This is a genomic window from Mucilaginibacter sp. SJ, from assembly GCF_028993635.1.
GTDB lineage: Bacteria > Bacteroidota > Bacteroidia > Sphingobacteriales > Sphingobacteriaceae > Mucilaginibacter.
This window is the reverse complement of the sequence record NZ_CP118631.1, coordinates 935,593-949,356: the sequence shown is the minus strand read 5'-3', so window position 1 is coordinate 949,356 and position 13,764 is coordinate 935,593. Positions and strand designations below refer to the sequence as shown.

The 13,764-nt window shown below is 43.2% G+C and carries 10 protein-coding genes; 6 read left to right on the top strand and 4 right to left on the bottom strand.

The features are described from left to right. Nucleotides 1-17: 17 nt before the first annotated feature. The 3 genes from MusilaSJ_RS03775 (at nucleotide 18) to MusilaSJ_RS03765 (ending at nucleotide 3,834) form a co-directional block, all read left to right on the top strand. Nucleotides 18-836, top strand: a complete 819-nt coding sequence (locus MusilaSJ_RS03775) for a peptidoglycan-binding domain-containing protein (protein WP_274988735.1) — start codon at nucleotides 18-20, stop codon at nucleotides 834-836. Between the two features lie 234 nt (nucleotides 837-1,070). Continuing rightward, nucleotides 1,071-2,402, top strand: coding sequence for a Gfo/Idh/MocA family protein (locus MusilaSJ_RS03770; RefSeq protein WP_274988734.1), 1,332 nt, complete (start codon nucleotides 1,071-1,073; stop codon nucleotides 2,400-2,402). A gap of 70 nt (nucleotides 2,403-2,472) precedes the next feature. Further along, on the top strand, nucleotides 2,473-3,834 hold the full coding sequence (locus MusilaSJ_RS03765; protein WP_274988733.1) for a 3-keto-disaccharide hydrolase: 1,362 nt from the start codon (nucleotides 2,473-2,475) through the stop codon (nucleotides 3,832-3,834). 169 nt (nucleotides 3,835-4,003) lie between these two features. Here MusilaSJ_RS03765 and MusilaSJ_RS03760 read toward each other — a convergent pair whose 3' ends face one another. From MusilaSJ_RS03760 to MusilaSJ_RS03745, 4 genes are all read right to left on the bottom strand, one after another. Continuing rightward, entirely contained in the window at nucleotides 4,004-5,032 is a 1,029-nt protein-coding gene (locus MusilaSJ_RS03760) for a GntR family transcriptional regulator (protein ID WP_274988732.1), read from the bottom strand. Between the two features lie 119 nt (nucleotides 5,033-5,151). After that, on the bottom strand, nucleotides 5,152-6,162 hold the full coding sequence (locus tag MusilaSJ_RS03755; RefSeq protein WP_342457019.1) for a cytochrome d ubiquinol oxidase subunit II: 1,011 nt from the start codon (nucleotides 6,160-6,162) through the stop codon (nucleotides 5,152-5,154). Continuing rightward, nucleotides 6,159-7,481 (bottom strand): cytochrome ubiquinol oxidase subunit I, encoded by a 1,323-nt coding sequence (locus tag MusilaSJ_RS03750; RefSeq protein ID WP_274988731.1) that lies wholly within the window; start codon nucleotides 7,479-7,481, stop codon nucleotides 6,159-6,161. Before MusilaSJ_RS03750 ends, MusilaSJ_RS03755 begins: the two co-directional genes overlap by 4 nt. 275 nt (nucleotides 7,482-7,756) lie before the next feature. After that, a complete protein-coding gene (locus MusilaSJ_RS03745; protein ID WP_274988730.1) occupies nucleotides 7,757-8,788 on the bottom strand; it encodes a LacI family DNA-binding transcriptional regulator in 1,032 nt (343 codons plus the stop codon). A gap of 130 nt (nucleotides 8,789-8,918) precedes the next feature. Here MusilaSJ_RS03745 and MusilaSJ_RS03740 point away from each other — a divergent pair, with 130 nt between their 5' ends. The 3 genes from MusilaSJ_RS03740 to MusilaSJ_RS03730 all read left to right on the top strand — a co-directional run bounded on the left by MusilaSJ_RS03740 (nucleotide 8,919) and on the right by MusilaSJ_RS03730 (nucleotide 13,562). Next, nucleotides 8,919-10,397 carry a xylulokinase gene (locus tag MusilaSJ_RS03740; protein ID WP_274988729.1) on the top strand — a complete coding sequence of 493 codons (1,479 nt, stop codon included), beginning with the start codon at nucleotides 8,919-8,921 and terminating at the stop codon, nucleotides 10,395-10,397. Between the two features lie 84 nt (nucleotides 10,398-10,481). Beyond that, entirely contained in the window at nucleotides 10,482-11,807 is a 1,326-nt protein-coding gene (gene xylA, locus MusilaSJ_RS03735; protein ID WP_274988728.1) for a xylose isomerase, read from the top strand. Between the two features lie 48 nt (nucleotides 11,808-11,855). Beyond that, nucleotides 11,856-13,562 (top strand): sodium/sugar symporter, encoded by a 1,707-nt coding sequence (locus MusilaSJ_RS03730; RefSeq protein ID WP_274988727.1) that lies wholly within the window; start codon nucleotides 11,856-11,858, stop codon nucleotides 13,560-13,562. Nucleotides 13,563-13,764 lie beyond the last annotated feature (202 nt).

Below are 13,764 nucleotides of genomic sequence, written 5' to 3'. Positions count from 1 at the left end.
TATTAAACCTTTCCTTTATGATCAAAAAACAATACCTCAAAGAAATAGCTATATCGGCTACCCAACAAAAAGGCGGTGCCTCAAACAATCAAAAAGAAGTAAGTAAAATTCAAAGCTGGCTTAACCTGTATGCGGTTACCAATCCTTCGGCAGGTACAGCAACAGGCATTGACGGCAGCTTCGGCCCAGGCACCGAAACAGCGGTTAAGAATTTCCAAAAGGCAAAAAGCCTACCGCAAACCGGCATTGTAGACAGCAATGTTTTCGGTGAGTTATGCCAACCCATGATAAAAGCATTTAAAAGCCCGGTAGCAGGTACCGGCTTAAGGGAATTGGTTGTGAATACAGCTATTCAGCATTTAAGCAACGCGCCATTTGAACTTACTGTTAAGGGGCAAAGTAATTGCGGTCCCTGGGTGCGGGCCTATATGGATAATAATGAAGGAACGGAGTGGTTTTGGTGCATGGGTTTTGTACAAACCATCATTGACCAGGCTGCAAGCCAGTTAGGAAAAGATTTTCGTACACTTATGCCGCTAACTTATAGTTGCGATACTGTGGGTACTACCGGCATTAATAAAGGTTTGTTAAGCCGTGTTGCAACAGTGAGGGCTAATTCTGCTGTGGTAAGGCCCGGCGATATTTTCCTGGTTCAGAAAACGCCCAACGACTGGGTACATACAGGTATTGTTATTGGCGTACATGGCGATTTATTTGATACCATTGAGGGAAATACCAATACCGATGGAAGCAGCAACGGCAACGGCGTATACAAACGTGTACGTAATTTTCAAACTTCAAAGCTTGATGTATTTTCGATACAGCCTCTTGTTTAAAGCATGTCCTGCAAATTAATACTCCCGGAGCCCCTTTACAGGGGCTTTCTGCTTTAAAAGCTAAAAGCTTAAGTAACCTTTATGATCTTCGCTTTCCGCTCAATTAAGTAACAGTTAAATTACAATTGCTTCATAAAAAAATGGCCGGATAGCTTTAGCCCTTTCCAAAACTTAGCTAATTTGCGGGGCAGTCCGCCGGGGCGTGCTTATCAACCCAATTAACCTGTTTTGAATATGATCAATCGTAGAAAGTTTATTCAATCCACTGCCGTAGCTGGTACAAGTTTCGTGCTTGCGCCGCAACTATCAAAAGCTTCCGGATTTTTTAAAGGATCGCCCAACGAAAAAGTAGTATTAGGAATGATGGGCACTAACAGCCGGGGCCTATACCTTGCTCAAAGCTTTGCCAAATTACCCAATGTGGAGATAGGTTATATCTGCGATGTTGACGCAAACGTAGTTGCTAAAACGATTGATGCCATCTATAAGCAAACAGGCAAAAAGCCGCAGGGATTAACAGATATCCGCAAAATGCTGGAGATAAAAGATCTTGATGCAGTAGTGGTTGCACCGCCCGATCACTGGCATGCACCCGCAACCATTATGGCCTGCCAGGCCGGCAAACATGTGTATGTAGAAAAGCCCTGCAGTCATAATCCACACGAGGGGGAGATGGCTGTTGAAGCGGCAAAAAAATATAAACGACTGGTGCAAATGGGGAGCCAGCGCCGCTCATTCTCTAATGTGCAGGCTATGGTAAAAGAATTGCATGACGGGGTGATCGGTCGCACTTATTATGCAAAGGGCTGGTATACCAATCATCGCGCAAGCATTGGTAAAGGCAAACAGGTTCCTGTACCTGCCAATTTAAATTATGATTTGTGGCAGGGACCGGCACCAAGAAGGCCTTACCAGGATAACCTGATCCATTATAACTGGCACTGGTTTTGGAATTGGGGTACAGGGGAGGCGCTGAATAACGGTACGCATGAGCTGGACGTAATCCGTTGGGGGCTTGGTGTTGATTACCCGAGCAAAGTGGTATCAACAGGCGGCCGCTTCCATTTTAATGACGACTGGCAAACGCCTGATACGCAAAACATCCTTTACAATTTCCCCAATAATACCGCTGCAGAATGGGAATGCCGTAGTTGCAATGGCTTCGATATTGAAAAGTTAAGCAGGGGAGTAGTATTTTATGGAGATAAAGGCACGCTGTTTTATGATAGCGGCAATAGTTACCGGGTTTATGACGGTGATAACAAACTGGTAAAAGAAGTTAAAGATGATACCAAGGTTGATGGCACCAACAAGGTAAGCCCAACGGAGGCGCTGGATGGCTTCCACATGAAAAACTTTGTCGATTCAGTAAGAGGGACAGATAAACTGAACTGCCCGATTGAGATCGGTTTCAAATCAACCCTGTTGCCGCAATTAGGCAATATCTCATATCGCGTCGATCGTGTATTGCATATCGATCCTGCTAACGGTCATATTTTAAATGACCCCGAAGCTCAAAAGCTTTGGCGCAGGGAGTATGAAAAGGGTTGGGAAGTGAAAGTGTAATTTCTTAATTACGTCATTGCTTCGTGTTTGCGATGACGATTTATTTTAATCAAACAAGAAAATATCAAATATGAAAAAAATAATCTACCCTGCAATTATGCTTTTGGCGTCAACGGCATTCGGTCCGGTAAATGCGCAAACCAAACTATTTGATGGTAAAACCCTTAAAGGCTGGAAAAAGCTTGCCGGCAATGCCGATTATAAAGTAGAAGACGGGGCCATAGTAGGCACTACTGTGCTCAACTCTGGCAATTCATTTTTAGTTACCGAAAAGGAATACGGTAATTTTATATTAGAGCTGGATGCGAAAATTGAAAGTGAACTGAGCAATTCGGGCGTACAAACCCGCAGTCATTTTGACCCTGAGGGTAATAAAGGCAAAGGCAAGGTTTATGGCAGGCAATTTGAAATAGACCCGTCTTCACGCAAATGGACTGGTGGCATTTATGACGAAGGCCGGCGCGATTGGCTTTATCCGCTGGATCTCAACCCAAAAGCAAAAGACGCTTTTAAAGTAGGCGAATACAATCACATCAAAATTGAATGTATCGGCAACGAGATGAAAACATGGGTAAACGGTGTCCCTGCAAGCGATGTTGTTGATACTATCGACAGCAAAGGCTTTATCGCTTTACAGGTGCATGCGGTAAGCGAAGAAAAGCAGGCTAACAAAAAGGTGTATTTCAAAAATATTAACCTCAAGACCACTAATTTAAAAGCTACCCCGTTTCCAAAGGATGTGTATGTTGTTAACCTTACACCAAACAGCATAACTGCTGCTGAAAAAGCAAACGGATGGAAATTATTATACGATGGCAAAACCAATACAGGCTGGCGCGGTGCAACCCTTAAAGGTTTCCCGGATAAAGGCTGGGAATATGCTGACGGTACTATGCATGTGCTGCCCTCTGCCGGACAGGAAGAATCTGGTGGCGGTGATATTGTGACTAATGATAATTACAGCGCTTTTGACCTGTCGTTTGAATTTAAGCTTACGGCGGGAGCTAATAGCGGTGTCAAATATTTTGTCACCCTGTCTGAAGTTACTAAAGGGTCGGCTATTGGCCTGGAATACCAGGTACTTGATGATAAACTGCACCCCGATGCCAAACTTGGCCGTGATGGCGACCGTACTTTAGCCTCGCTGTATGACCTTATTAAAGCCAACAAACAGGACCGTTTTGTGCACCCGATAGGGGCATGGAATACGGGCCGCGTGGTGGTGTATCCTAATAATCATGTTGAGCACTACCTGAATGGCGTTAAAGTACTGGAATACGAACGAGGTTCAAAAGCTTTCCGCGACCTGGTAGCAATCAGTAAGTACAAAATCTGGAAAAACTTTGGCGAAGCCGCTGAAGGGCATTTATTACTACAAGATCATGGCAATGAGGTGTTTTTCAGAAGTATAAAAGTTAGGGAGTTGAAGTAAAAATACTTGCGCTCGTTTTTAGCGAGTGCTTAATATGGTTGGGCGATTGTATCGCCAGTTGCGTTGTAAGCGCAAACCCACGTTAAGCACTCGCTAAAAACGAGCGCAAGTTGAGCCTTCAATCATTGTTGCTTTTAAACCATCGTTCCCCTTTAAGGGGGTAGGGGGGCTACAACGAGCTTCTCAACCTCACCGTAAACGGAACCGCAAAATGCTCGTGGCAGTTATTCAACGCAAACTCGGCGGTTTTGCTGCCCATTAATTTAAAATCGGTTGAGATGGTGGTGATACCATCAAGAATGATCTCTTTAAGCGCTGTTTCATTATAGGATATCACGCCAACGTCCTTAGCCACTTTTAAATCAGAGGCGATGATCTTTTTAATGAGCTCAACCAGGTCATCCTCTGTAAGGCTAATATATACCGTGTTTTTCTGGATAGTTTCTGTCGATAGCGTTTCAACAATATCGTACTCGAAAGCATACTGCCTGCAAAAATTCAGGAAGCCCTTCATGATCTCTTTAGAGTGATAGGTTTTGCCGGGGAAGATCAGCTTGAGTGTATGATATTTACTCAGGTTATCCAGCATGCTCTTCAGCGCCTCGTAAACATCCGTAGCAAAGTTTTCATATATCGCTGCAAATTTGCCACTCACGCCAGGTACCAGGTTATCCAGTAAAATCAGTTTATCTTTTGGAATAGTATTGATGATCTCATGGGCCTTGGTTTCATTATCTAAAAAATGCGGAATGATGATGTATTTGGCATAATCGCTCTGGATGCTTTCGGTAATGATCTTTTTAAAAAAGTAAAAATCGTTGTTATAGATATAAAAATCGATAGCTGCCTGCTCGCGGATAGTTGCTACAAAGGCATCGTAGATGATCTTTTTATGTGCGCTAAGCTTGTTGAACAGGAGGAAAATCTTAAGCGGCTTTTGAAAATCGGTATTGGAAATAAAAAAACCTTTGCCCGGAACTGAGCTTACTATGCCTTTCTCCTTCAATTCCTTATAAACGCGCTCAATGGTATTCCGTGAAGTATCCAGTGCATAGCTGAGATCATTGATCGAAGGGAGCATATCATCCTTCACAATCTGCCCGCTTTCAATGGCCCTGATAATAGCATTGGAGAGTTGCAGGTACTTAGGCGTAATGGAGTATTCGTCGATTGATAGGATCTTTAAATAATTCTTCACAACACAAATGTAATATTTGATGGCATATATTTGTCATTAGAACCATGATGCGCTTGATTTTACGATTAGCTTGATTTAGGGTGTGACATCATGAAATCCTAAAATCAGGCAAATCAAGATTAATTTTTCTTTTTAAACGCGTAATACAAATACCCCAGCGCCGGTAGTATAAACAAACTACCCACCAATAAACCGATCCCTAAGTCATCAATACTATTGCTATTGGCATGTTCGGTAAGCAAGGACATAGAACTGCCGTCTTTAAAAATAACAAACCTCGGGAAGCGCGAAAACCCAACTGATATCAATATCATACACACCTGGAAAGCCGCCAGTACCCTGATCCATTGCCGGTTGCGGCGATGTGATATAATTAAATAAAGTACTGCCAATGAAATGGTTGCAGCTATCACTGCAACTAAACTTACAGGGTTGCCAAAAATCCAGTTTGCCAGGCGGACATGCTCAAAATGAGAAGCCAAAAATACAAGTGCGCCGCATATTACGGCGGCAATGTTCATGATCTTCGCCTTGCGGATATAACGCTTAATTTCGTCAACGTCTTCAGTCTCGCCAACTATATAAATAGCTGCAAGGAAGCCGCACAACGACACGGTAAAAAAGCCAACAGATACCGAAAACCAATTGAACCAGCTAAAGATGTAAGCATGTACAAAATCAGTGGCTTTAGGATCGATTTGCCCGGATAGGGCGCTGCCTGCAATGATGCCTAAAAACAATGGCGTAACAAAACTTGAATAAACGAATATATGGGTATAAAATGCCTGTGTTTTTTCATCTTTAATGGCATCATAATTACGGAACGAAAATGCTGTACCTCGGGCAATTACACCAAGCAGCATTACCAACAGCGGAATGTGCAGATAGATGCACATTTCGCTGTAAATAACCGGGAAGCCCACAAATAGCACCACCACGGTAATGATAAGCCACATATGATTGGCTTCCCAAATTGGGCCGATAGCCTGGTACATGATCTTGCGGGTGCGGTGTTTATTGTCAGTTGATGTAAAAAGCTCGATAATGCCAGCACCGAAGTCGGCTCCGCCTAATAAAAAGTAGAGGGTGATAGCCGCAAAAAGAAAAAGGATTACAATATATAGCATCATGGCTGGGCGGTTTTACGGTCATACAATTCAGGCACCATCTGGATTTGCCTTTTTAATAAAAATATAACAGCCACACTCAGCGTAAAATAAATAAAGCTGAACAGGTAAAAAGAATACTGAATACCCGGCATTGGTGTAACTGCTTCGCTGGTGCGCATAACGCCCTGTATAATCCATGGCTGTCGACCAACTTCGGTAACCGTCCAACCGGCTTCAAGGGCTATAAAACCAAGTGGTGTTGCCCAAATAAAAGTTTTCAGAAACCATGGTTTGGAAAGCAGGTCTTTCTTTTTCCAGAGTTCATAAAAATAGATGATCCCGATCAGCATCATCAAAACGCCTATGCCTACCATGATCTGGAATGCGTAATGGGTCACAGCTACCGGCGGCTGGTTTTTAACAGGGATCTTATCCAATCCGTTTACCTGTGTTTTAAAATTGTCGTGCACCAAAAAGCTTAATAAACCGGGAACTTCTAAGCCGTAATTTACTTTTTTAGCCGCTGTGTCGGGAATGCCGCCGATAACCAGCGGTGCGTATTCCTGGGTGTGAAAATAAGCTTCCATTGCGGCCAGTTTTGCAGGTTGGTGTTTAGCCGCATTTTTGGCTGATAAGTCGCCGCTGAAAGGTTGTAATATGGCAGCGGCCGCACCGAAGATAATGGCAATTTTAAATGCCTTAGTATGGAAAGCGATATTCTTTTTACGGTAGATCATAAGCGCATGGATGCCTGCTACCGCGAAACCTGTTGCCGAAAAGGCGGCTATGATCATATGCAACGACTCGGAAAACCAGGCCTTGTTAAACATGGCTTTTACCGGATCGATATTAACATATTGTCCATTTATAAAATCGAACCCGGACGGACTATTCATCCAGGAATTGGCTGATACCACCAGGATACCCGATGCAACGCCGCTTACCCCAACAATAACCCCGGCTGTCCAATGTACCCAGTTATTTAGTTTGTTCCAGCCATAAAGGAATAAGCCAAGTGCTATCGCTTCGATGAAAAAGGCGACGCCCTCTAACGAGAACGGCATACCGAAGATCGGCCCGGCGTGTTTCATGAAGCCGGGCCAAAGCAATCCGAGCTCAAAAGAGAGCATGGTACCGGATACGGCGCCGGTAGCAAAAAATATAGCCACGCCCTTACTCCAGGCTACAGTGATGTTTTTATAAACCGGGTCCTGGGTTTTGATCCATTTATAATGTGATATCGCCATGAAAACCGGCATTACCATACCTATACAGGAGTATATGATATGAAAACCTAAGGATAAGGCCATTTGAGATCTGGCAGCTAAAAAATCATCCATACGTGTTATACTTAAATAATGGTTGAAATTAAAGCTTAATGTAACAAATCTGTAACTAAATGCTTATCGATATTGAATTTAAAATATGTTTTTTATCGGGAAAGAGTTGGATTTGTGGTGGAATTTTAGTAAAAATTACGAATAAAAAAATGTCATTGAGGCACGAAGCAATCGCACGGAAGCACGGCCGCTCTGTATAGCATGCGATTGCCGCGCTACGCTCAATGACATTTATTTTAATCTTTATAAATCATCAATCTTATAAGGAGCTAACCTTATCCCTTCCTCGCTGTTGATCCTCTTATAATCAATTCAGGCTTAATACTGATGATCTTGGGTTTAACCGAAACCTCGATGCTGGCAATCTCCTGGAAAAATAGGTTGCCAATGGTTTTGCCCATATAAACACTAAACTGATCTATAGTAGTTATCGATGGGCTGGTAATCTCCGTAAAAGCTTCATTAGAGTAACCGCAAATACCCAATTCTGAAGGTACCTTGATATTCATGACATTAGCTACCTCCAAGACACCTAAAGCCGAAAAGTCAGATGTAGAGGCAAATATAGCATCCGGCGGGTGGGGGAGGTTAAGCAGTTTACGGGTAGCTTCGGCACCAAGTTCTTTTGTCCATGCATTTTCAACCACCAGTTCATCACTAACTTTCACTCTATGTGTTTCTAATGCCCGTAGATATCCATTTTTACGCTGGCGAAAAATATTGAGATTTTGTGGGCCCTCAAGTAAGGCAATACGTTTATATCCGTTTTCTATCAGGTGCGATACCGCTTCAAATGAAGCCTGTTCATTATCGTTGATCACTTTAAGCGTTTCCAGCTCTTCGGCAACACGGTCAAACTGGATCAGCTGAATACCATGGTCAAGCACATTTTGCAGGTGCTGGTAATCATAGCTATCGGCCGATACCGAGATCACAATACAATCCACATGCTGGTTAATGAGCGTATTTACACACTGGATCTCTTTATCATGCACTTCGCCCGACTGGCATATGATAAGGTTATATCCTTTTTGATAGGTTGTTTCCTCAATGCCGGCTATCACGTTACTGAAAAAATTCTGGTTTATCCGCGGCACCACTACGCCAATAGTTTTTGAATGCCCTTTGCGCAGGTTGGAGGCAAGGGTGTTGCGTTTATAATTGAGCTCATCGGCGGTTTTGATGATCAGCTCCCTGGTTTTTTCGTTCACCTGGCTGCTGTTATTCAGCGCTCTTGATACGGAAGACGCGGTTATGCCGAGCTTAGCGGCAATGTCATAAATGGTGGTGCGTTTAACTTTCTTCATTATAGCGTGCAAGTTGGAAAAAATATTTTACGCAATCGATTGCAATTTTTATTTATTTCTTTATTTTCGTTGCGTTAAGTTACCAATTAATAAATACAACCAAAAAATCATACAAAAATCTGAATAGGCTATGCTGTTATTAGGGATCGATATAGGTACTTCGTCGGTAAAAGTAAGTGTTGTTGACACCGCAACGCAAAAAACAATCGCTTCGGCACAATACCCAGACCAGGAGTCGCCAATTAAAGCATTGCATCCCGGCTGGGCCGAACAATCTCCCTCAATGTGGTGGGAGCAGGCACAAAAAGCATTGGAGCGCTGTCATACTAAGGGAGGTTACAACTCAAAAGATATAGCTGCCATTGGTATCGCTTACCAAATGCACGGCCTGGTATTGGTTGATAAAAATCAAAACGTACTTCGTAATAGTATTATATGGTGCGATAGCCGCGCTGTTGAAATTGGCGATAAAGCTTTTGCCACCATTGGCGAAGAGCATTGCTTATCGCACCTGCTCAATTCGCCGGGTAACTTTACGGCCTCAAAACTGGCCTGGGTAAAGGAAAATGAACCGGAGATCTACAGTAAAATAGATAAGATCATGCTGCCTGGTGATTATATCGCCATGAAACTTACCGGCGACATCACCACATCGGTATCTGCATTATCTGAAGGTGTATTTTTCGACTTCAAAACCAATAGCATCTCCAAAGAGATCATCAATTATTTCGGTTTCGATGAAAGCCTGTTCCCGGTTATCAATCCTGTATTTTCTTCGCACGGAACCTTGCAAGCATCCGTTGCCGAAAAACTGAATTTGAAGGCCGACATTCCGATTACCTATAAATCCGGCGACCAGCCCAACAATGCCCTCTCATTAAATGTACTTAACCCTGGCGAGGTAGCTGCCACCGCGGGTACCTCGGGCGTGATATATGGTGTGGATGATCAGTTGGTTTTTGATCAGCAATCACGCATCAATACCTTTGCGCACGTTAATTATACCGATGAGCAAAAGAGGCTTGGTGTGCTGCTTTGTATTAACGGAACCGGCAGTTTGTATCGCTGGGTAAAAAACACTTTCGGCACCGGCTATAGCTATAACCAAATGAATGCCGAAGCTGAAAAAGCACCTTTGGGCAGCGAGGACTTGCAGGTATTGCCGTTTGGCAACGGTGCCGAGCGCATGCTAAATAACAAACAGGTTGGTGCGCATTTTCAAAATATCGACCTTAACCTGCATACACCGGCACATATTTTCAGGGCTGTACAGGAGGGGATAGCCTCATCATTCCGTTATGGTTTTGATATTATGCGCGGCAACGGCATGAACCCAACTGTGATCCGTGCCGGCAAAAGCAATCTGTTCCTGAGTGATCTGTTTACCCAAACCTTTGTAAATGCTACGGGCGTGCCTGTTGAGCTTTACAATAATGACGGCAGCGTAGGCGCGGCCTTAGGCGCAGGTATAGGTGCCGGAATTTTCAAATCACCATCCGAAGCGTTCAGCAATATCAAAGCTATCAAATTGGTTGAACCAACTACAGATGCGTTTGAACCGGTTTACCAAGAGTGGAAAGCCCTTTTAAATGCTAAGCTAAAAGCTTAATACAAAAAGCCGAAAGCGAGAAAATAATAACCTTATAAAAAAGCACATTCACTAATTCAATAACTCACTAATTCAATAATTAAAATGATAGTAACAGGCGAAAAAGAATTTTTCAAAGAAATAGGCCGGATAAAATTTGAAGGCCTTGAATCAGATAACCCGCTGGCGTTTCGCTGGTATGATGCGGATAGGGTAGTGGCCGGCAAGACCATGAAAGATCATTTGCGTTTTGCAGGTGCCTACTGGCATTCGTTCTGCGGTAACGGTGCCGATCCGTTTGGCGGCGCTACACACGTTTTCCCGTGGGATGAAAAAGCTGACGCTGTTGAGCGAGCTAAAGACAAAATGGATGCAGCGTTTGAGTTCTTGACCAAAATGAACCTGCCATATTACTGTTTCCACGATGTTGACGTAGTTGACTACGGTAATGACGTTGCCGAAAATGATCGCCGTTTACAGGCTTTGGTTGATTATGCTAAACAAAAACAGGCTGCCAGTGGCGTAAAATTGCTTTGGGGCACAGCAAATTTGTTTAGCCACAAACGTTACATGAACGGTGCATCAACCAATCCCGATTTTCATGTTTTGGCACATGCCGGTGCGCAGGTAAAAGCAGCTATGGACGCAACTATCGCTTTAGGCGGTGAAAACTACGTTTTCTGGGGTGGCCGTGAAGGTTATATGAGTCTGCTGAACACCAATATGAAACGCGAGCAGGAGCATTTAGCTCAGTTTTTACACGCTTCTAAAGATTATGCCCGTAAGCAAGGCTTTAAAGGCACTTTCTTTATTGAGCCAAAACCATGTGAGCCAACCAAGCACCAATATGATTATGACGCGGCAACCGTACTGGGCTTCTTGCAGAAATATGATCTGATCAATGATTTTAAACTTAACCTTGAAGTTAACCATGCTACGCTTGCCGGTCATACTTTCCAGCATGAGCTTCAGGTGGCTGCCGATTCAGGTTTATTAGGTTCGATAGATGCTAACCGTGGTGATTCACAGAATGGCTGGGATACAGATCAGTTCCCGAACGATATCAATGAAGTAACCGAATGCATGCTGATTATTCTTGAGGCAGGCGGCTTCCAGGGTGGTGGTATTAACTTTGATGCCAAGATCCGCCGTAACTCAACCGATCCGGCTGATTTGTTCTATGCTCACATTGGTGGTATGGACCTTTTCGCAAGGGCTTTGGTTACTGCTGATAATATTTTGCAAAAATCGGAGTATAAAAAATTACGTACCGAAAGGTATGCCTCATTTGATGCAGGCACCGGGAAAGATTTTGAAGAGGGTAAGGTTTCTTTGGAAGATTTGCGTAACTATGCGATAGCTAACGGCGAACCTAAAGTGACAAGTGGTAAACAAGAATACATCGAAAATTTGATAAATCGATATATATAGTTTATAATTGTCAATCATACATATTAAACCCAAAGACAAACCAAAACAATGAACCTCAAAACCCTTTCGAATGGCGATTATGCTGTTTTCTTTATCTACTTTATAATTGTTGCCGGCTACGGCTGGTGGGTGTATAAGCGCAAACACAACGCCGATGCCACCTCAAAAGACTATTTTTTGGCCGAAGGCTCTTTAACCTGGTGGGCTATCGGAGCATCGCTCATTGCCTCAAATATCTCTGCCGAACAATTTATAGGTACAAGTGGGTCTGCGTTTAAAATGGGCTTAGCCATATCTACTTACGAGTGGATGGCCGCTATTACCCTTATCATTGTGGCGATTTTCTTTATCCCGGTATATCTTAAAAATAAGATTTTTACCATGCCGCAGTTCCTGCACCAGCGGTATAACGGAACGGTGGCCATGATTATGGCCATCTTTTGGTTGTTACTGTACATCGTGGTTAATTTAATGTCAATCCTTTACCTTGGTGCATTAGCTGTCAGCGGTATTTCAGGTCTTGATATTCACCTGTGTATCTGGCTGCTGGCCATATTCTCGGCGGTTATTACACTGGGCGGTATGAAGGTTATCGGCTATACCGACGTTATCCAGGTGGCGGTATTGATATTGGGTGGTTTAATGGCATCTTACCTTGCACTTACTTTGTTAAGCGAAAAAGAAAATACAACAGGCTTACTCAATGGTTTCAAGATCCTGCATAGCGAAGCTACGGATCACTTCCATATGATCTTCAAAAAGGATAATCCAAATTATATGGATCTTCCCGGCTTATCTGTTCTGATAGGCGGCATGTGGATCACTAACCTTAACTATTGGGGCTGTAACCAGTATATTACCCAAAGGGCTTTGGGCGCAAACCTTAAAACTGCTCGAGGTGGTATCCTGTTTGCAGCTTTCCTTAAGTTGCTGATGCCTGTTATTGTGGTGCTGCCTGGTATTGCGGCTTACCTTTTATATCAAAAAGGGATGTTCCACCAGGAAATGGCGAGTTCATCTGGAGTTTTGGATCCTAACAAAGCGTATCCATCACTGTTAAACTTATTGCCAAGCGGCTTAAAAGGCCTTTCATTCGCTGCGTTAACGGCTGCTATTGTAGCGTCGTTAGCGGGTAAAGCAAACAGTATCGCTACCATCTTTACGTTGGATATTTACAAAAAAGCAATCAATCCTGAAGCTACCGATAAAAAACTGGTTAACCTGGGTAAAATCTCGGTACTCGTTGCCTTGTTATTAGGTATCTTGTTATCTGAGCTTATTGGTAAGGCATTAATGGGCGAAGGTAAACAGGGCTTCCAATACATCCAGGAATATACCGGCTTCGTATCGCCGGGGATCTTTGCTATGTTTATCCTCGGTTTCTTCTGGAAAAAAGCAACTTCAAATGCGGCTTTATTTGCAACCATTGGCGGTTTCATATTCTCATGTTTCTTTAAACTTTGCCCAAGGTTTATTGACCTGAGTTTCCTGTCGCCGTATGGCTTCTCAAAATTAGCCTTACAGGATGATAAGGTAACCCAGCTTTACGAGATCCCTTTCCTTGACCGTATGGGTTTTGTATTTATTCTCTGCGTTATTGGTATGTACATTATTTCAAAGATTGACCAGGCCAGGGGCGTTACAACAAACGGCCTTGAAATAGATGGATCGATGTTTAAAACATCACGAGCGTTCACTGCAGGTGCATTAATTGTAACCGGTATTGTAGTTGCATTATATTCAATTTTCTGGTAGCAGAAATTTTACCAGTAGAGATAAAAAGGCGATGGGGTAATACTCATCGCTTTTTTGCTTTATAGTTGCGGCTTTTACCCGCTAACGAAAACGTTTGCGTGGATTGTTTGGGCTTATTACTTCCAACTTGCCTGTATGATGTGTAATTTGCCGCTTACAAGTATAAACTACTATACCATTAACTCCGGTATATATCTGTTAA

Bases quoted from the DNA above. Each gene is read 5' to 3' on its own strand.
- xylA (WP_274988728.1), top strand. From the start codon at position 10,482: ATGATAGTAACAGGCGAAAAAGAATTTTTCAAAGAAATAGGCCGGATA.
- MusilaSJ_RS03770 (WP_274988734.1), top strand. From the start codon at position 1,071: ATGATCAATCGTAGAAAGTTTATTCAATCCACTGCCGTAGCTGGTACA.
- MusilaSJ_RS03775 (WP_274988735.1), top strand. From the start codon at position 18: ATGATCAAAAAACAATACCTCAAAGAAATAGCTATATCGGCTACCCAA.
- MusilaSJ_RS03765 (WP_274988733.1), top strand. From the start codon at position 2,473: ATGAAAAAAATAATCTACCCTGCAATTATGCTTTTGGCGTCAACGGCA.
- MusilaSJ_RS03730 (WP_274988727.1), top strand. From the start codon at position 11,856: ATGAACCTCAAAACCCTTTCGAATGGCGATTATGCTGTTTTCTTTATC.
- MusilaSJ_RS03740 (WP_274988729.1), top strand. From the start codon at position 8,919: ATGCTGTTATTAGGGATCGATATAGGTACTTCGTCGGTAAAAGTAAGT.
- MusilaSJ_RS03755 (WP_342457019.1), bottom strand. From the start codon at position 6,162: ATGATGCTATATATTGTAATCCTTTTTCTTTTTGCGGCTATCACCCTC.
- MusilaSJ_RS03750 (WP_274988731.1), bottom strand. From the start codon at position 7,481: ATGGATGATTTTTTAGCTGCCAGATCTCAAATGGCCTTATCCTTAGGT.
- MusilaSJ_RS03745 (WP_274988730.1), bottom strand. From the start codon at position 8,788: ATGAAGAAAGTTAAACGCACCACCATTTATGACATTGCCGCTAAGCTC.